Origin of the sequence: Micromonospora sp. NPDC000121 (assembly GCF_042899165.1) — a bacterium.
GTDB lineage: Bacteria > Actinomycetota > Actinomycetes > Mycobacteriales > Micromonosporaceae > Micromonospora.
Window position 1 is genome coordinate 68,930 of the sequence record NZ_JBIAZP010000001.1, and the last position, 18,239, is coordinate 87,168.

Sequence of the window (18,239 nt, forward strand, 5' to 3'; positions counted from 1 at the left end):
GAGTCGTACGAGGGAGGACGCCTCAATGATCGGGATGGTGCTCGCGGCCGGGGCGGGGCGCCGGCTGCGCCCGTACACCGACACCCTGCCGAAGGCGCTGGTGCCGGTGGACGGTGACACCACCATCCTGGACATCGCGCTGCGCAACCTGGCCGAGGTGGGGCTCACCGAGATCGTGATCGTGGTCGGCTACGCGGCCGACGCGGTACGCGAACGGCAGGCCGACCTGGAGAAGCGGTACGGCGTCACGCTGACCCTGGTGCACAACGACAAGGCCGAGGAGTGGAACAACGCGTACTCGCTCTGGCTGGCCCGGGAGCACTTCTCCCGGGGCGTGCTGCTGGTCAACGGCGACACCGTGCACCCGGTGAGCGTGGAGAAGACCCTGCTGGCCGAGCGCGGCCCGGGCATCCTGCTCGCCGTCGACACGATCAAGGCGCTGGCCGAGGAGGAGATGAAGACCACCTTCGACGCGGCCGGCCAGCTCACCCGGATCACCAAGATCATGGATCCGGGCGAGGCGTACGGGGAGTACATCGGCGCGACGCTGATCGAGCCGCAGGTGGCCGACGCCCTCGCCGACGCGCTGGAGGCGACCTGGCGGCGCGACCCGAACCTCTACTACGAGGACGGCTACCAGGAGTTCGCCGACCGGGGCGGCGAGGTGCGGGCGGCGCCGATCGGGGACGTCTCCTGGGTCGAGGTCGACAACCACGCCGACCTGGCCCGCGCGCGGGAGATCGCGTGCCGCTACTAGCCCGTACCGTCAACACCCCGCTCGCGATCGAGGTGCGGCGGGGGGCGGTGGCCGACCTGGGGCCGCTCCTGGCCGACCGGCGGATCTCGGCCGGCGGGGACGTGGCGGTGGTGGTCGGGCCCGGGCAGGGCGAGCGGATCGTCGAGCTGTGCCGGCCCACCCTGGGCTCGGCCGACGTGTTCACGGTGGCCGGGGGCAGCCTCGACTCCGCCAACGAGCTGGGCGACCAGCTCCGCCGCCGCAACTACGACGCGGTGGTCGGCATCGGCGGCGGCAAGACCATCGACACCGCGAAGTACGCGGCCACCCGGTACGGCATCCCGATGGTGACCGTGGCGACCAGCCTGGCCAACGACGGGATCGCCTCGCCGGTCGCCTCGCTGACCCACGAGGGCGGCAAGGGCTCCTACGGCGTGCACATCCCGATCGCGGTCATGGTCGACCTGGACTTCGTGGAGCACGGGCCGGACCGGCAGACCCAGGCGGGCATCGGCGACGCGGTGAGCAACCTGAGCGCCTGCGCCGACTGGGAACTCGCCCACGAGGTGCGCGGCGAGCCGATCGACGGCCTGGCGGTGACCCTGGCCCGGACGGGCGCCGAGGCGCTGATCAACCACCCCGGGAAGATCACCGACGACGGCTTCCTCACCACGCTGGCCGAGGCGCTGATCCTGGGCGGCATCTCGATGTCGATCTGCGGTTCCAGCCGGCCCGCGAGCGGCGGCGACCACGAGATCTCGCACGCGATCGACCGGCTCTTCCCGGGCACCGGCTCGCACGGCGAGCAGGCCGGCGTCGGCGCGCTGTTCTGCACGTTCCTGCGCGACGACCTGGAGCGGTTCGGGCAGTTGGCCCGCTGCCTGCACCGGCACGGGCTGCCGACGGGTCCGGCAGGCCTCGGGCTGACCGACGAGCAGTTCGTCGAGGCGGTTGACTTCGCGCCGCGTACCCGGCCGGACCGCTACACCATCCTCGAACACCTGGCGATGTCGCCTACCGAGATCCGGGAGCGGCTGGCAGACTACGCCGGTGCAATCCGCGACCACCTTGGCTGAGCCCCGCCCCACCGTCGCCGACTTCCACCGGGTGAACCGGGGCGGCGGCCTGTTCAGCGAATCGGTCAGCCAGTGGCTGGGCGCGGTCTTCGCGCTCGTCGCCCACCGCCTCGGGCTGCGCCCGACCGCGCTGACCTTGCTCAACCTGGTGCTCGGCCTGGCCACCTCGGTCACCGTGGTCGCGCTCGCCGGTCGGGTCGCCGCCGGCGAGGTGCCGGCCTGGGCGGTCGGGCTGCTCGCCCTCGTGGGCTGGCAGGTCGCGTACGCCCTGGACTGCGCCGACGGTCAGCTCGCCCGGGTGACCGGGCAGGGCAGCGCGGCCGGCGCCCGGGTCGACGTGCTCGCCGACGTGGCCGCCCAGATCGCCCTGGTCGCCGCGCTGGCGGCGACGGCGGTGGCGCAGGAGCCGTCGACGCCGACCTGGCTCGTCGCGGTCTTCGCCGGCACCTGGATGGTCAACCTGGTCACCTCGGTGATGCAGGCCGGCCCGAACGCGGCCAGCATGGTCACCTCGACCTCGCTGCCCGTACGCCTGGTGAAGCTGGTCCGCGACTACGGCGCGGTGATCTTCCTGGCCGGTCTGGTGCTGACCTTCGCCCCCGCCCTCGCCCTCTGGGTGGTGGTCGCCTTCACGATCGTCAACGGCGGCTTCCTGCTCGCCAGCATCGCCTTCTCCGCCCGCGCCTCGCTGTAAGGAAGGGCACCCTGTTAACGGCTTCTGCACAGGAAGGGGCCCCTGCTAACGCGGCGGGCGGGGCGCTCAATGGTCGGGCTCGACCGGGAAGCGGCCAACGAGGCGTTCAGCGGGGCGCGGCGGTGGCCGAGATGCTCGCGTACACGTCGATCAACTGGCGGGTCACCACGTCCGGGTGGAAGGTGCGCTCGTAGCGGGCGCGCGCCGCCGGGGCCAGCCGCGCCGCGCCGGCCCGGGCCACCGGCAGGGCGGCGGCCATGGCGGCCGGCTCCGGCGGCACCGTCCATCCCGCCTCGCCCGCCTCCACGCCGGTGGGCAGCGCGACCCGGCCCTCACCCGGCGCGGCCGTGGCGACGGAGGCCGGGCCGGTGCCGGCGGGTTCGCGCGGGGCATCCGCGCCGAGCAGGTACGGGATGCCGCCGAGGGCGGTTCCGAGCACCGGCCGGCCGCTCGCCAGCGCCTCGATGATCACCGTGGGCAGCACGTCGTGCCAGGTGGAGGCGGCCACGATGACCGCGCTGGCCTCGATCGCGGCGCGTACTCCGGCGCGGTCCAGCGGCCCGAGGTAGGTCACGTCGGCGCGCTCGGCGGCGGCGGCCTCGGCCAGCGGGCGCAGTTCGCCGTCCCCGGCGATGCGCAGTGGGCCGAGCGCGCCGTCCGGGTGTCGCCGCCAGGCGTCCAGCAGCAGGTCCAGCCCCTTCTCCGGGGAGAGCCGGGCCATGTACAGGAAGCCGTCGCCGAGCGGCGCGGGCGCCCCCGGGTCGGGGATGCCGTTGGGCTTGACCACGATCCGCTCGGCCGGGATGCCGTAGTCGCGCAGGTGGTCGGCGACCGCCGAGGTGAGCGCGATGAACCGGTCCACCGAGCGCCAGGTGCCGCGGTGCACGGCCAGGGTGGTCGCCATCAGCGCGCTCTGCGCCCGGGAGCCCCGGTAGCAGCGGTGCACGATCGCCGGCACGCCCAGCGCCCGGCCCCGGCAGTCCTGGCAGATCATCCCGTCCCGGAAGTAGAGCCCGGAGGAGCAGACCTGCCGGTAGTTGTGCACCGTCTGCACCACCGGCACGCCGTGCCGGTGCGCGGTCCGCACCACCCAGGGCGAGATCAGGGGGTACGGGTTGTGCAGGTGCAGCACGTCCGGCCGGTGCTCGGTGATCAGCCGGCTCAGGTCCTCCTGCGCGCGGGGCGCCCAGATCGGGGAGATGGGCAGCAGCGCCTTGGCCGTCTTCGGCATCGTCGGGATCTCGTCCGAGCTGCGGATGAACGGCAGCACCTCGACGCCGGCCGCGGTGAGCTGGGCGATCTCCGCGTCGACGATCGTGTTCTCACCGGACGGCTGGGCTTCCCGGTACCGGTTGTGCGCCACCACGATTCTCACGGGAAAGAAGGCTACCGTTGGCTGGTGCCCGAACTACCGGAGGTTGAGGCGCTCGCGGGCTACCTGCGCGAGCGCGCGGTGGGGCGGCGCGTCGACCGGCTCGAGGTCGCCGCGATCAGCGCCCTGAAGACGTACGACCCGGCGCCGACCGCCGCCGCCGGGCGGGCCGTGGTGGACGCCCGCCGGCACGGCAAGTTCCTCGACGTGGTGCTCGACGGCGACCTGCACGTGGTGGTCCACCTGGCCCGGGCGGGCTGGCTGCACTACCGGGAGGCGTTCCCGTCCGCCGCCCCGCTGCGGCCCGGCAAGGGCCCGGTCGCGCTGCGGGTACGCCTCGACGACGGCTCCGGCTTCGACCTGACCGAGGCCGGCACCCAGAAGAGCCTCGCCGTCTACCTGGTCACGGACCCGGCGACGGTGCCCGGGGTGGCCCGGCTCGGCCCCGACGCCCTCGCCGCCGACCCGGCCACCTTCGCCGAGCGGATGCGCAGCCGCAAGGGCCAGGTCAAGGGGGTGCTCACCGACCAGACGGTGCTGGCCGGCGTCGGCAACGCGTACTCCGACGAGATCCTGCACGCGGCGAGGCTGTCGCCGTTCGCGCTGACCCACCGGCTGACCGACGACCAGCTCGCGACCCTGCACGCGGCGACGCGGGAGGTGCTCGGCGACGCGGTGCGCCGGTCGGTCGGGCAGAAGGCGGCCGAGCTGAAGGGCGAGAAGCGCTCGGGCCTGAAGGTGCACGCCCGGACCGGGCAGCCCTGTCCGGTCTGCGGCGACACGGTCCGCGAGGTCTCGTTCGCCGACTCCAGCCTCCAGTACTGCGCCACCTGTCAGACCGGCGGCAAGCCCCTCGCTGACCGTCGGTTGTCCCGCCTCGTACGGTGAGTAACGACACTCCTCGGCTACGCAGAGGAATCGGCCATTGCGCGCCGAAGGTCGGAGTCGGAGCACTACCGGGGCCGCCATCCGTCGGTATAGTGGCTCGGTCCCCGGCTTCTGAAATGGCGCGGAGCCGGCCAGACGCCAGGCGGCACCACACCGGCGCAACGTCCCTCGGGTCCGCGTCCCGGGGCGGCACCGCATGGGAGACTGGGACGGTGGGCGACCCGGGCCCTCACGGCGAGTGAGCGGCACGTGTCATGCGGGAGGACATGGGTGAGGTGACGACAAGCCTCCAGCGCCCGGTAACCAACACAGGCCGGAGCAAACTCGTGCGGCACGTCGACAGCTTCGAGATCCAGCCGCCGGCGTCGCCGTCCCACAACGGCGTGCCCCGGTCCGCGTGGGCCCGGGCCCGCCGTCGCGTGTCGCGCTGGCACCGCCCCTACATCACCCTCCTGCTGCTGCTCGACTTCGCCGCCGCCGCGGTCGCCAGCCTGATCGCCATCGAGACGTTCGACCAGTCCCGGGCGGGCTTCTACAACGCCGAGCAGGACCCGACCTGGTTCCACACGGTCGCGTTCCTGCTGCTGCCGCTCGGCTGGGTGGTCAGCCTCTGGGCCAACCGGGCCTACGACCGGCGCTACCTCGGCCTCGGGCCGGACGAGTTCAAGCGGGTGATCCGGGCCGGCGTCGCCGTCGCCGCCACCGTCTCCTTCCTCGCCTTCGCCACCAAGACCGACCTCTCCCGGTACACGGTCGGCACCGCCCTGCTCGCGGCGCTGCTGCTGATCCTGCTGAACCGGATCCTCTGCCGATTCGTGCTGCACGTGGTCCGGCGCAACATCGGCCAGGCCGGGCACCGGATGGTGCTGGTCGGCACCCTGCCGGAGTGCCTGGAGGTCTACACCGCGGTCACCCGCAACCCGGCCGCCGGGCTGATGCCGGTCGCCATCCACGTCACCGACGGCTACGCGGCCGCCAAGGGCATCGAGACCCCGGTCCCGGTGTACGCGGGCCGCGACGTCCTCGCCCTGGTCCGGGAGGTCGGCGGCGACACCATCGCGGTCTGCGGCTCGGCCAGCGCCGAGCCGGGCGAGCTGCGCCGGCTGGCCTGGCAGTTGGAGGGCTCCGGCGTCGACCTGGTCGTCGCCCCGCAGCTCACCGACATCGCCGGCCCCCGAGTGCACATCCGGCCGATCGAGGGCCTGCCGCTGCTGCACGTCGAGGAGCCGACCCTGTCCGGGCCGGCGCTGCTGGCCAAGAACCTGATGGACCGGGTGGCCGCCGGGCTCGGCCTGCTGCTGCTGATCCCGGTCTTCCTGGCCATCGGGATCGCGATCCGTCTCTCCGACCCCGGCCCGGTGTTCTTCCGCCAGCCCCGGGTCGGCCACGAGGGCCGCACCTTCCGGGTCTGGAAGTTCCGCACCATGTACGTGGACGCGGAGGACCGGCTGGCCAGTCTGGTCGACCAGAACGAGACCGACGGCATGTTGTTCAAGATGAAGCAGGACCCGCGGGTCTTCCCGGTGGGCCGCTTCCTGCGGGCCTCGTCACTGGACGAGCTGCCCCAGTTGATCAACGTGCTCAAGGGCGAGATGTCGCTGGTCGGGCCGCGCCCGCTGCCCGCCGACGACGGCGACTTCCTCGGCGACGTGCGCCGGCGGCTGCTGGTCCGGCCCGGCATGACGGGGCTGTGGCAGGTCTCCGGCCGCTCCGACCTGTCCTGGGACGAGGCGGTCCGGCTCGACCTCTACTACGTCGACAACTGGTCGCTGGCGTACGACCTGAGCATCCTGTGGCGCACGGTCGGGGTGGTGCTCGCCCGCAAGGGCGCGTACTGACCCCTTGGCGATCGGGCCGACAGGGGCCAGGATCGCTGCGTGGGTGGCAACCTCTCGGCCGTCTTCGGCGTCGTCTCGCTGGTCACCGCGCTGGGCGCTGCCCTGTTCGCGGTGGTCCGGCTGCGCGGGCGGCGGGGCATCGCCACGGCCACCCAGCGGGCCACCTACGAGGTGCTGCACACCGCCGGGCTGGCCGCCGAACCGCTGCGCGCCGGCCTGGGCGCGGCCAACGCGGCGAAGGCCGTACGCCACCTGCGGGCCCTGGTCGGGGCGGCCGGGCTGGCGCTGACGGACCGGGACACGTTGCTCGCCCTCGACGGGCGGGGCGGGCACCACGACGACCAACTGGTCGCGGCGGCCCGGCGGGCCGTGGCGACGGGCCGCTCGACCGTGCTCGGCGACTCGGAGCTGCACTGCGACCGGGTGGACTGCCCGGTGCGCGGCGCGGTGGTCGCGCCGCTGACCGGCGCCGACGGGCGCAGGGTCGGCGCGCTGGTCGCGGTCGCCGACGGTCAGCCGGCGCCCGGCCTGGTGCAGGCCACCCTGGAGACGGCGCACTGGGCCGGCAACCAGCTCGCCCTGGCCGAGCTGGACTCCTCCCGGGAGCGGCTGGCCCGCGCCGAGGTGCGCGCGCTGCGCGCCCAGATCAGCCCGCACTTCATCTACAACGCGCTGACCGCGATCGGCTCGTTCGTGCGCACCGACCCGGACCGGGCCCGGGAGCTGATCCTGGAGTTCGCCGAGTTCACCCGGTACTCGTTCCGGGCGCACGGCGAGTTCACCACGCTGGCCGAGGAGCTGCGCTCGATCGACCGCTACCTGACCATCGAGCGGGCCCGGTTCGGCGACCGGCTCCAGGTGCGCCTCCAGATCGCCCCTGAGGTGCTGCCCGTGACCCTGCCGTTCCTCTGCCTGCAACCGCTGGTCGAGAACGCCGTCCGGCACGGGTTGTCCCGCAAGCCGGGCACGGGCATGGTGTGCATCGAGGCCCGGGACGCGGGCACGGAATGTCACATAACGGTGGAGGACGACGGAGTGGGGATGGATCCGACCGCGCTGACCGCCGGCATCGCCGAGCTGGCCGGCGCCACCGGGGACCCGGGCGACGACCCGGGCCAGCACGTCGGCCTCTCCAACGTCGACGAGCGGCTCCGCTCGGTCTTCGGGGACGGCTTCGGCCTCGTCGTCGAGACGGGTCTCGGGTCCGGCACGAAGGTGAGCATGCGGGTGCCGAAGTTCCACCCCGGCGTACGGGCGGGCTCGTGAGCGCGAGGAGTGAGCCGGGTCTGCGAGCCCCGCAGCCGCGAACCGAGGTGGCGCCGTGAGCGCGAGGAGTGAGCCGGGGTTGCGAGCCCCGCAGCCGCGAACTGAGGCGGCACCGTGAGTGGCGGGGTGAACCCGTCCGGTTTCCTCCGGGTGCTGGCGGTCGACGACGAGCCGCCGGCGCTGGACGAGCTGGCGTACCACCTGCGGGCCGACCCCCGGGTGGCCCGGCTGCACACGGCGGGGGACGCCACCGAGGCGCTGCGGGTGCTCCGCGACGGCGACGTGGACGTGGTCTTCCTCGACATCCGGATGCCCGGGCTGGACGGCATGGAGCTGGCCCGGGTGCTGCGCCGGTTCGCCCGCCCGCCGGCGATCGTCTTCGTCACCGCGTACGACGACGGGGCGGTGGACGCGTTCGACCTGGGCGCCACCGACTACGTCCGCAAGCCGGTACGCGCCGAGCGCCTCGCCGAGTCGCTGCGCCGGGTGATCGGCTCCCGGGTGGTGCCGTCGCACCCGGCGGCCCTCGCGCGGGCGGAGGAGGACCCGACCATCCCGATCGAGCTGGCCGGCACCACGCGGATGCTGCCCCGCTCGGCGGTGCGCTGGGTGGAGGCGCAGGGCGACTACGCGCGGCTGCACACCGCCGACGGCTCGCACCTGGTCCGGGTGTCGCTGGCGACCCTGGCCGAGCGCTGGGCGGATGCCGGGTTCGTCCGGATCCACCGGTCGTACCTGGTGCAGCTCAAGCTGATCGCCGAGCTGCGGCTGGTCAACTCCGGCTACGTCGTGGTGGTCGACTCGGCCGAACTGCCGGTCAGCCGCCGGCACACCCGCGAGCTGAAGGACAAGCTGGTCCGCGCGGCCAAGCAGGACTGGAACCGCTGACCGCGACGCCAGCCCTGCCCGCTCCGACGGCCGGCCGTCAGGCCTTGACCCGCCCCTCCAGATACCGCGCGATGGCGGTCACCTGTTCCTGGGACAGCGGCGACTCCGGCTGCGCCGGCACCGCCGACTCGTCCACCCCGACCATGTTGAGGACGCTCACCTCGAGCACCCGGTTGCCCGGCAACTGAACGGTGACGACGTGCTGCACGCTCTGCCGCCGCCGGCCCGTGTAGGTCTCGGACTTCGTCCGGCCGCCGCTCGGGGTCGCCCCCTCCGCACACACCCGGCGGTACCGGTTGTCCTCCTGGATGTCCGGCGGAAGCCGGCAGGGCCAGTGGAATCCGGTCCCGTCCGGGCTGCTCCGGTCCGGTGCGATGGACACGCCCAGCGTCCCCTTCCGCCCCTGGTAGCTCACCCCGGAGGCGCCGTTGACCAGGTCGGAGGTGCCGTTGTGGGTGAACCTCGGTGGCTGCCCGTCGGGCTTGCGTGCCTCGCCGACGTGGTCCGGCATCCAGAACCACGTCGCGCCGGGCGCCACCTCCCGCAGCGCCTGATCCAGTTCCTGGCTGAGCCGCCGGGCGGTGGTGTCGGCCGCCTCCTCGGTGTCGAAGACCAGCCGGAACCGGGTGTCCGGGGAGGCCGCGACCGGCGGCGGGGCCGGCGCCGGGCCGGGCCTCTGCCCGGGTACGGCGGCGACGCCACCGGCCAGCGCCAGGGCCAGCACGGCGGCCAGTGAGCCGCCGAGTCGCCGGGTGGCCCGGGCGCGCCGTTCCCGCCGGACGATGGCCGGCACGTCCACCCGGGCCGGCGGCGGCGTGCCGATCAACTCGTCGAACAACTGGTGACTCATCGGGTGCCTCCCGCTCAGAACTGGCCGTTGACGGCGGTACGCAGATTCGCCAGTCCGCGTGCCGACTGGCTCTTGACCGTGCCGGCCGAGATGCCGAGCATCCGGGCCGTCTCCTCCACCGAGTAGTCGAGGTAGAAGCGCAGGACGAGCACCGCCCGCTGCCTCGGGGCGAGCGAGCGCAGCAACGCGGCGAGCCCGTCCCGGTCGGTCACCGTCTCCGGCACCGCGCCGGCCGCGTCCGGCATTGCCGCCCTGGGCTGCTCCCGGTTGTGCCAGGGGCGGCGCCGCTCGTCGAGCCAGCAGCGGGTCAGCACCCGCTGGGCGTACGCGTCGCGGTTCTCCGCCCGGGCCACCTGTCGCCAGCCCCGGTAGAGCTTCGCGACGGCGACCGACACGACGTCGTCGGCGGTGTGCCAGTCCTGGCAGAGCAGGTACGCGCTGCGCCGCCAGCGATCCATCCGCTCGGCGACGAAGGCGTGGAAGTCGTCCTCCTCGGCTCGCCTCACCGCGCTGTTTCCTCTCCACTGACCATCACGGCCGTACGACGGAGTGGTGTGCCGCGAAGGTTGCCTCTGGACGCCGGGAATAGAAGCGGCGTGTCGTACGCTGTACGGTACTCCGTACGACAGAGGAGGCCGCCTTGTTCGACGCCGCGACCGAATTCGACCGCCAGCTCGACCGGCTGGTGGAGCTGGGCTATCCGGCCCTCGCCGAGCTGACCGAGGACGCCTTCCGTGCCCTCGTCGCCCCGCTGCGGGCGGCAGCCGTCACCGGGGCGGCGGGCCTGCCCGCGCCGACCGAGGGACGGGTGCCCTTCCTGCTGGTGATCACCCGCGACCTGGTGCCGGTGGAGGAGCGCGTCGCACGGCTCACCCTGGCCGGCAAGCGGAAGCCGGGCGTCATCGACCGGCACTACGCCGACGACGACCTGCCGAAGTTCGACCCGATCAAGGAACTGGAGGTGCCGGCCGGCCCGGCGTACCTGCTCTTCGACGTCGACCGGGGCGAGGAGACGCTGAACCTGGCCCCTGCCGCCGCGATGGAGGTGATCACCGGCCAGGGCCGGCTGCCGCTCAGCATCGACGAGGGAATCGCCTTCGTCACCCTGCACCCCGAGGCGCTGGCGAAGAACAAGTGCTTCTCGCTGGTCGGCTCCCGCTGCGGCGACAAGCGGGTGCCGGCGCTCTGGATCAGCCAGAACGCGCCGAAGCTCGGCTGGTGCTGGTACGGCAACCCACACACCTGGCTCGGCTCCGCCTCCGCCCGTCCGGAGCGCGTCGGCCTGCCCTGAGCGGTCGCCGGGACGGCCGAGGAGCTGACGCCCCGGCCGTCCCGGTCTGATCGCCTCTGCCCGGCCGTCCCGCGCCCGGTCAGTCCGGGAGAGGGAACCGGGTCCAGGTCACGCCGTCCGTGGTGAGCTGCACGTGGTCCGGGCCGCCCACCGTCATGTCGTCGCGGCCGTAGAGCCAGGCGTACCCGGGGGCGGCGCCGACCCCGCCGTCGCGCCGGTCGTACGCGCGGACCGTGGTGAAGTGCCGCCCGGAGTCCCGGCTGGCCCAGAGACGCGAGGTGAAGGTGGGCACCTCGTTCTCACCGCCGACGTTGTCCGACTCGGCCACCAGCAGTGCGCCGTCCGAGCCGACGGTGGCCGCCAGCGTCTCGGGCGTGTCGGGCAGGTCGGTGCCGACGTCCGCCCAACTCCTCCCGCCATCGGTGGTCCGCAGCAGCTGGACCGGACCCTCCACCGCCATCGGTGACGCACCCGGCGGCGGCGGGTTGATCAACAGGTACGCCTCCTGTCCACTGACCCCGACCACCGCACGCACGTCCGCTCTCTTGGCCGGTCGCCAGGTATTCCAGGTGGCGCCCCGGTCCACGCTCCGAGCGACCACCATGACGCCGACGTCACCCGGCCAGTAGGTCACCCAGATGGCTCCGTCCACGCTCGGGTAGATGCTGAAGGGCGGATAGGGCGACGGTGGCGTGCCGCCGAGCCGGTAGACCGCCCCCGTCAACGGGTCCACGGCCACCGGTTCCCGGAGCGCGCCACAGCCCACGTCCTGACAGAAGACCGGCCGGGCCTTCGCCGGGAAGGCGGACACCGTCACCATCGCCTGCGCGGCGTCCCGCCAGGTACGGCCGTAGTCGGTGGAGAGCTTCAGCAGGTCCCCGTCGCGGACCAGGTAGGAGCGCTGCCCGAGCACCGAGAACTCCGGGATGGCGAGCGGCCTTCCCTCGGCGTCCTCGCCGCAGCGGGTGCTGCGGTAGCGGGTCGCCTCGTCGCCGGTCCAACTCCGCCCGCCGTCATCGGTGTGTCTGAACCGCACGGTGGTACATCCCCCGTCGCTGTCCCACACTCCCGCAACGACGCCCGAGTCCGGTCCGGTCACGAAGAGCTGCCCGCCCCGGTACGGCTTCACCGGAGGCTGTTCCGGGCCGGCCCAGTCGCCCCCCCGGTTGCCGGCGGCCAGGGGCAGGACCGCCATGCTGGCGAAGGCAACGACGAGGGCCAGCGCCAACCCGGCGGCACGCTGCCGGCGGCGGGCCCGGGCGGCCGCCCACAGGTCGTCGAGCGGCGGCTGACGGACGGCGTCGGCGACGGTCCCGACGTCGAACCCGGTGAACTCACGATCGGACATCGGCCCTCCCGGTCTGCATGCTGTCGATGGCGTCGGAGTCGGAGTCGGTGAGCAATGCCGCCAACGCCTGCCGGCCGCGCGACAGGCGGGACTTGACCGTGCCGGCGGAAACGCCGAGCGTCGCCGCCACCTCGTCCACCGGCAGGTCGATGAGGTAGTGCAGGGCGAGCGCGTGCCGCTGCCCCTCGGGCAGCTGCCGCAGGGCGGCGAGCAGCGCTAGGTGTTCCGGCGCGGTGTCCGCGACGACCGGCGGCGGGCCGATCCGGCGCAGCAACCCGTCGAGCACCCGGCGACGCCGGTGGCGGCTGCGCGCGACGTTGACCGCCACCCGCCGCAGCCATGCCTCCGGGTTCTCCAGCCCGGCGAAGCGCCGGGGCGCGGCGAGCGCACGGGTGAACGCCTCCTGGACCGCCTCCTGCGCCTCGCTCAGGTCGCCGGTCACCGCGTAGAGCTGGACCACGAGCCGGCGGAAACACCCGGCGTAGACCTCCGAGATCGGATCACCGTCGGACACCGTCACCTCCCTTCTCCATCTCTCCCACTCGCCAGCGGGGCAGAAGGTTCCGGTGGCGGCGGTTTCCACGGAGTTATCCACAGGGGTGACGCGTTCTCCACAGGTTATGCACAACCGGTGTGGACGGCTCCGCCGCGCCGGCCCGGAGCGGGCGCAAGGTAAGGCGGCCCCCTTGACATTCGCGCTGATCAGGCGAGACTGCCGGGGTGGCCGCCGCCGACGATCGCGCCCGGGCGGCCCGGACCGCAGGCCGGCCCGGGCCGCCCGAACAGTCACGGCCGGGGCTGTCCGGGCAGCCACGGCCGGGCGTACCGGGACAGGCTCCGGCCGCCCAGCCCCGGGCCCGGATCGTGCTGGCCGAGGTGTCCCGCCGGGAGGACCGGGCGGAGCGCACCCGCGCCGAGCTGGCCCAGCAGACCCGGGTCGGCGAGGCGCTCGTCCGGGGGCTGGTCCGGGCCCAGTTCGCGCTGGCCCTGCGGCTCTCCCTGGTGGTGGCGATCGGGCTCGGCGGGTTGCCGTGGCTGTTCGCCATCGCGCCCGACGTCGGCCGGATCACCGTGCTCGGCGTCAACCTGCCCTGGTTGCTGCTCGGCGTGGTCTCGTTCCCGTTCCTGATCGCGGTCGGCTGGGCGTACGTGCGGCTGGCCGAACGGAACGAGCAGGACTTCACCGACCTGGTCCAGCGGCCGGAGCGCTGAGGTGGGCAACGGGTTCGTCGTCCCGGCGATCGTGGCGGTCACCCTGGTCACCGTCGGCATCGGCTTCTACGGGCTGCGGCTGGCCCGCACCACCTCCGACTTCCTGGTCGCCTCCCGCGCGATCAGCCCCACCTGGAACGCGGCCGCGATCGGCGGGGAGTACCTGTCGGCGGCGAGCTTCCTCGGCGTCGCCGGGCTGATCCTCAAGTACGGCGTCGACGTGCTCTGGTACCCGGTCGGCTTCGCCGCCGGCTACCTCGCCCTGCTGCTCTTCGTGGCCGCGCCGCTGCGCCGCTCCGGCGCGTTCACCCTGCCGGACTTCTGCGAGCTGCGGCTCGGGTCGCGCCGGCTGCGCACCCTCGCCACAATCTTCGTGATCTTCATCGGCTGGCTCTACCTGGTGCCGCAGCTCCAGGGGGCGGGGCTGACGCTGGCGACGGTGACCGGCTCGCCGTACCCCCTGGGGGCCCTGCTGGTGGCCGTGGTGGTCACCGCGAACGTGGCGCTCGGCGGCATGCGCGCGATCACCTTCGTCCAGGCGTTCCAGTACTGGCTGAAGCTGACCGCGCTCGCCGTACCGGCGATCTTCCTGGCGTTGCAGTGGCAGGCCGACGCCCGGCCGGCGGTGACCCCGCCCGACGGGCCGACGTTCCGGACCGCGACCACCGTGGTGGTCGAGCACCGCGCGACCCTCACCCTCCCCGACGGCCGGATCCGGGAGGTACGCCCCGGCGACGAACTGTCCTTCGCCGCCGGTGACCCGGTGCCGGAGGTCTCCGGGGTGGCCACCGATGCGGCCGACTGGCTGCTGCCCAGCACCGCCGGGGACGACGACCGGGGCCTGTTCGCGACCTACTCGCTGATCCTGGCCACCTTCCTCGGCACCATGGGGCTGCCGCACGTGCTGGTGCGCTTCTACACCAACCCGGACGGCGCGGCCGCCCGGCGCACCACGCTGGTCGTGCTGGCCCTGGTCGGCGCGTTCTACCTGCTGCCCACCATCTACGGGGTGCTCGGCCGGATCTACACCCCGCAACTGCTGGTCACCGGCCAGACGGACGCGGTGGTGGTGCTGCTGCCGGGCGCCGCGCTGGGCGACGGGGTGACCGGGCGGCTGCTCGCCGCGCTGGTCGCGGCCGGCGCGTTCGCGGCCTTCCTCTCCACCTCGTCCGGGCTGCTCACCAGCGTCGCCGGGGTGATCTCGACCGACGTGCTCGGCCGGGGCTCGGTCCGCGGCTTCCGGCTGGCCACGGTGATCGCCGGCGGCGTGCCGGCGGTGCTCGCGCTCAACCTCGCCGGGCTGGACGTGTCCCAGGTGGTCGGGCTGGCGTTCGCGGTCGCCGCGTCCAGCTTCTGCCCGCTGCTGGTGCTCGGCATCTGGTGGCGCGGGCTGACCGACGCCGGCGCCGCCGCCGGCATCCTGGTCGGCGGCGGCGCCGCGGTCGGGGCGGTGCTGGTCACCGTGCTCGGCCCGCCGCTGTCCGGCTGGCCGGCCACGCTCACCGCGCAGCCGGCCGCCTGGACGGTGCCGCTGGCCTTCACCGTGATGGTGGCGGTGTCCGTGGCGACCCGCCGCCGGGCGCCGGCCGACGTCGGTGCCACCATGCTCCGGCTGCACGCGCCGGAGGCGCTGCGGCTGTGAGCGACCGCCGCCGTGCCCGGGGTACGTCTCGGGGATGACCGGGGATCATCCTGCGGCCGGACCGGTGGCTGGCCGATGCCGGATACGGTCGGACGCATGACTGCTGAGCACCCGGCTCTCTCCCTCCGTGGCCTGGCCAAACAGTTCGACGGCAAGGTCGCGGTGGCCGGTGTCGACCTGGACGTCCCGGCCGGTTCCTTCTACGGCCTGCTCGGCCCGAACGGCGCCGGCAAGACGACCACCCTGTCCATGGCGGTCGGCCTGCTCCGGCCCGACGCCGGCGGGGCGTGGGTCCTCGGGCACGACGTCTGGACCGACCCGGTGGCCGCGAAGCAGTTGCTCGGCGTGATGCCGGACGGCGTACGGCTCTTCGACCGGCTCAGCGGCGCGGAGCTGCTCGCGTACCACGGCCTGCTGCGCGGCATGGACCCGACGGTGGTCGACCAGCGGGCGGCGGAACTGCTGGACGTGCTCGCGCTCGGCGACGCCGGGCGGACCCTGGTGGTCGACTACTCCGCCGGCATGAAGAAGAAGATCGGCCTGGCCTGCGCGCTGCTGCACGGGCCCCGGCTGCTCGTGCTGGACGAGCCCTTCGAGGCGGTCGACCCGGTGTCGGCGGCGCTGATCCGGGACATCCTGCACCGGTACGTGGCCGGGGGCGGGACGGTCGTCTTCTCCAGCCACGTCATGGAGGTCGTCGAGCGGCTCTGCTCGCACGTGGCGATCCTGGCGGCGGGCACCATCAAGCGGGTCGGGGCCATCGACGAGGTGCGCGGCGGCCGCTCGCTGGAGCAGGTCTTCGTCGAGGTGGTCGGCGGCCGTACGGCGACGGGCGAGGAGCTGGCGTGGCTGTCGCGGTGACCGACCCGGCCAGCCCCGCGCCGCCGGCCCGGCGGGTCTCCGCCCGGCACTTCGTCCGGCTGAAGCTGCGGGTGATGGGCAACAACTTCCGGGGCCAGGGCTGGCGGATCGCGCTCTTCGTGGCCGGCGTGGTGGTCGGCCTGTGGTTCGCCGGCACGGGCTTCTTCCTCTTCGCCGCGCCCGGCCTGGCCGACGAGGGCCGTTACGCGCTGATGGTCGGCTCCCTCGGCGGCGGCCTGGCCGTGCTCGGCTGGCTGTTGCTGCCGCTGGTCTTCTTCGGGGTGGACGAGACGCTGGACCCGGCCCGGTTCGCGCTGCTGCCGCTGCCCCGCCGCACGCTCGTCACCGGCCTGTTCGCCGCCGCCCTGGTGAGCGTCCCGGCGGTCGCGACGCTGCTGGCCCTCTCCGGGCTGGTGGTCACCGCCGGGGCGCTGGGCGGCTGGTCCGCCGCCGCGGTGACGGCGGTCGGGGTGGTCGCAGGGCTGCTGCTCTGCGTCGCGTCCGCGCGGGCGGTCACCAGCGCGTTCGCCACCGCGCTGCGGTCCCGCCGGGTCCGTGACCTGGCCGCCGTGCTGCTCGCCGCGCTCGCCGCGCTGCTCGGCCCGTTGCAGCTCGTGGGCGTCGCCGCCCTGCAGGACGCCGACTGGGACCGGCTCGACGGCGTGGCCGAGGTGATCGGCTGGACGCCGTTCGGTGCCCCCTGGACGGCCGGCATCGACGTGGCCGAGGGCCGCGCCTGGGCCGCCCCGGTGAAACTGCTGATCACGGCGGCGGCGATCGTCGCGCTGCTGGCCTGGTGGTCCCGCTCGCTGGAGTCGGCCATGGTGGGCGCGGCCAGCGCCGGCCCGGCCCGAGCCCAGCGGGGCGTGCCCGGCGGGGCGGTCGCCCAACTCTTCCCGCGCGTGGTCGGCTGGGTCCGCCGGGACCGGTTCGGCGCGCTGGTCGCCCGGGAGGCCCGCTACTGGTGGCGGGACGCCCGGCGGCGGGCCAACCTGATCACCGTCGCGGTGGTCGGCATCTTCGTGCCGGTCATGGTCAACCTCGGCGGCTCCGGCTTCACCGTGGGGGAAGAGCAGGGGTTCAGCGTCCCCGACACGGCATCGCCCGTGCTGGTCAGTCTGTCGATGCTCTTCGTGGGCCTGCTCGCGGCGGTCACCCTGGCCAACCAGTTCGGCTTCGACGGCAGCGCGTACGCCGCCAACGTGGTGGCGGGCGTGCCGGGGCAGGTGGAGCTGCGCGCCCGGATGGCCGCGTTCTCGCTCTACGTGCTGCCCATGCTGGGGGTCGTCGCGGTCGTGCTCGCCACCCTCCTCGGCGAGCCCGGCTGGATCGGGCTGATGGCGGGCACCCTGTTCGCCACCTACGGCGCGGGGCTCGCCGTCAACACCTTCGTCTCGGTGCTCGGGGCGTACTCACTGCCGGAGACGAGCAACCCGTTCGCGCTGAACAGCGGCGCCGGGGTGGCGAAGAGCTTCCTCACCCTGCTGTCCATGCTCGCCTCGGCGGTCGCCGCGGTGCCGATGGTGGTGGCCGCCGGGCTGCTCGGCGACGTCTGGCTGTGGCTGGCCCTGCCGCTCGGCGCGGCGTACGGGCTGGGCGCGGCGCTGCTCGGCGCGTACCTGGCCGGCGACGTGCTGGACCGCCGGATGCCGGAGCTGCTCGCCACGGTGACCCCCCGCCGCTGACGGCGGGCCGGCGCACGCCGCGCTGGCGGTTGCCGGGCGGCGGCACAATGGCCTGATGCCCGTCGTCGAGGCGGTGGCGACCGTCCCCGTGCCACCCGAGCTGGCCTTCGCGGTCTCCCAGACCACCGCGCCGGTGCGCTACCGCTGGGATCCGTTCGTCCGGGAGCAGCACTTCACCGACGGGGCGACCCGGCCCGGCAAGGGCGTGCGCACCTTCACCCGTTCCCGACACGGGCTGACCATGGTCAGCGAGTACGTCTCCTGGGCGCCGCCGAGCCACGTCGGCATGAAGATGGTGCGCGGGCCGTGGTTCTTCGAGATGTTCGCCGGAGGCTGGCGATTCGCGCCCGCTCCGGAGCCCGGCCACGCGATCGCCACCTGGCGGTACAGCTTCCGCTGCCGGCCCGCGTTCCTCCGCCCGGTCGCGGACCGGATCGGGGCCTGGCTGCTCGGCCGCGACATCCGCCGCCGGATCGCCGGGTACGCCGCCGGCTGCACGGACCCGGAGGTGCTCTCCGCCGCCCGCCGTTCCCTCGCCGCCGAGGACCACAACGGTCGGGGCGCGGGCTGAGCCGATCGCCCCGTGCCCCGG

Annotated in this window: 18 protein-coding genes; 13 read left to right on the forward strand and 5 right to left on the reverse strand. The window is 73.9% G+C overall.

The annotated features are described in order from the left end of the window. Positions 1-25 precede the first annotated feature (25 nt). From ACFY23_RS00350 to ACFY23_RS00360, 3 genes are read left to right on the forward strand one after another with little or no spacing between them, the layout of a single operon-like run. Positions 26-757: a phosphocholine cytidylyltransferase family protein gene (locus ACFY23_RS00350; RefSeq protein WP_350682546.1), complete on the forward strand. Its 732-nt coding sequence runs from the start codon at positions 26-28 to the stop codon at positions 755-757. Then, positions 745-1,812, forward strand: coding sequence for an iron-containing alcohol dehydrogenase family protein (locus ACFY23_RS00355; protein ID WP_350682522.1), 1,068 nt, complete (start codon positions 745-747; stop codon positions 1,810-1,812). The genes ACFY23_RS00350 and ACFY23_RS00355 overlap by 13 nt, the downstream gene beginning before the upstream one ends. Further along, a complete protein-coding gene (locus ACFY23_RS00360; protein WP_350682524.1) occupies positions 1,787-2,506 on the forward strand; it encodes a CDP-alcohol phosphatidyltransferase family protein in 720 nt (239 codons plus the stop codon). The genes ACFY23_RS00355 and ACFY23_RS00360 overlap by 26 nt, the downstream gene beginning before the upstream one ends. 106 nt (positions 2,507-2,612) lie before the next feature. On the opposite strand, the gene ACFY23_RS00365 is transcribed toward ACFY23_RS00360, so the two are convergent. Beyond that, on the reverse strand, positions 2,613-3,881 hold the full coding sequence (locus ACFY23_RS00365; protein WP_350682526.1) for a glycosyltransferase: 1,269 nt from the start codon (positions 3,879-3,881) through the stop codon (positions 2,613-2,615). A 24-nt stretch (positions 3,882-3,905) separates the two neighbouring features. Here ACFY23_RS00365 and ACFY23_RS00370 point away from each other — a divergent pair, with 24 nt between their 5' ends. The 4 genes from ACFY23_RS00370 to ACFY23_RS00385 all read left to right on the forward strand — a co-directional run bounded on the left by ACFY23_RS00370 (position 3,906) and on the right by ACFY23_RS00385 (position 8,758). Further along, a complete protein-coding gene (locus tag ACFY23_RS00370) occupies positions 3,906-4,766 on the forward strand; it encodes a DNA-formamidopyrimidine glycosylase family protein (RefSeq protein ID WP_350682528.1) in 861 nt (286 codons plus the stop codon). A 266-nt stretch (positions 4,767-5,032) separates the two neighbouring features. Next, positions 5,033-6,604, forward strand: coding sequence for a sugar transferase (locus tag ACFY23_RS00375; RefSeq protein WP_350682548.1), 1,572 nt, complete (start codon positions 5,033-5,035; stop codon positions 6,602-6,604). Between the two features lie 39 nt (positions 6,605-6,643). After that, positions 6,644-7,870 (forward strand): histidine kinase, encoded by a 1,227-nt coding sequence (locus tag ACFY23_RS00380; protein ID WP_350682530.1) that lies wholly within the window; start codon positions 6,644-6,646, stop codon positions 7,868-7,870. 126 nt (positions 7,871-7,996) lie between these two features. Further along, positions 7,997-8,758: a LytTR family DNA-binding domain-containing protein gene (locus ACFY23_RS00385; RefSeq protein WP_350682550.1), complete on the forward strand. Its 762-nt coding sequence runs from the start codon at positions 7,997-7,999 to the stop codon at positions 8,756-8,758. 37 nt (positions 8,759-8,795) lie between these two features. Here ACFY23_RS00385 and ACFY23_RS00390 read toward each other — a convergent pair whose 3' ends face one another. Continuing rightward, the gene (locus ACFY23_RS00390) at positions 8,796-9,608 is read right to left on the reverse strand and encodes a hypothetical protein (protein WP_350682532.1); all 813 of its coding nucleotides are present in this window, start codon (positions 9,606-9,608) and stop codon (positions 8,796-8,798) included. 14 nt (positions 9,609-9,622) lie between these two features. Continuing rightward, positions 9,623-10,114, reverse strand: coding sequence for a SigE family RNA polymerase sigma factor (locus ACFY23_RS00395; RefSeq protein WP_350682534.1), 492 nt, complete (start codon positions 10,112-10,114; stop codon positions 9,623-9,625). A 134-nt stretch (positions 10,115-10,248) separates the two neighbouring features. On the opposite strand from ACFY23_RS00395, the gene ACFY23_RS00400 reads away from it, so the two are divergent. Continuing rightward, positions 10,249-10,899, forward strand: a complete 651-nt coding sequence (locus ACFY23_RS00400; RefSeq protein ID WP_350682536.1) for a DUF5701 family protein — start codon at positions 10,249-10,251, stop codon at positions 10,897-10,899. A 79-nt stretch (positions 10,900-10,978) separates the two neighbouring features. On the opposite strand, the gene ACFY23_RS00405 is transcribed toward ACFY23_RS00400, so the two are convergent. Together ACFY23_RS00405 and ACFY23_RS00410 are read right to left on the reverse strand one after the other, a co-directional pair. Beyond that, positions 10,979-12,247, reverse strand: coding sequence for a hypothetical protein (locus ACFY23_RS00405; RefSeq protein ID WP_350682538.1), 1,269 nt, complete (start codon positions 12,245-12,247; stop codon positions 10,979-10,981). Then, positions 12,234-12,767, reverse strand: coding sequence for a sigma-70 family RNA polymerase sigma factor (locus tag ACFY23_RS00410; protein WP_350682540.1), 534 nt, complete (start codon positions 12,765-12,767; stop codon positions 12,234-12,236). The genes ACFY23_RS00405 and ACFY23_RS00410 overlap by 14 nt, the downstream gene beginning before the upstream one ends. Positions 12,768-13,045: 278 nt before the next feature. On the opposite strand from ACFY23_RS00410, the gene ACFY23_RS00415 reads away from it, so the two are divergent. From ACFY23_RS00415 to ACFY23_RS00435, 5 genes are all read left to right on the forward strand, one after another. Further along, positions 13,046-13,459, forward strand: coding sequence for a hypothetical protein (locus ACFY23_RS00415; protein ID WP_350682552.1), 414 nt, complete (start codon positions 13,046-13,048; stop codon positions 13,457-13,459). Between the two features lies 1 nt (position 13,460). Then, on the forward strand, positions 13,461-15,101 hold the full coding sequence (locus ACFY23_RS00420; protein WP_350819250.1) for a cation acetate symporter: 1,641 nt from the start codon (positions 13,461-13,463) through the stop codon (positions 15,099-15,101). Positions 15,102-15,197: 96 nt separating this feature from the next. After that, positions 15,198-15,962: an ABC transporter ATP-binding protein gene (locus ACFY23_RS00425; RefSeq protein WP_350678470.1), complete on the forward strand. Its 765-nt coding sequence runs from the start codon at positions 15,198-15,200 to the stop codon at positions 15,960-15,962. Then, positions 15,947-17,647: an ABC transporter permease gene (locus ACFY23_RS00430; protein WP_350678467.1), complete on the forward strand. Its 1,701-nt coding sequence runs from the start codon at positions 15,947-15,949 to the stop codon at positions 17,645-17,647. The genes ACFY23_RS00425 and ACFY23_RS00430 overlap by 16 nt, the downstream gene beginning before the upstream one ends. A 55-nt stretch (positions 17,648-17,702) precedes the next feature. Beyond that, positions 17,703-18,218, forward strand: a complete 516-nt coding sequence (locus ACFY23_RS00435) for an SRPBCC family protein (RefSeq protein ID WP_350678465.1) — start codon at positions 17,703-17,705, stop codon at positions 18,216-18,218. The last annotated feature ends 21 nt before the right edge of the window (positions 18,219-18,239 follow it).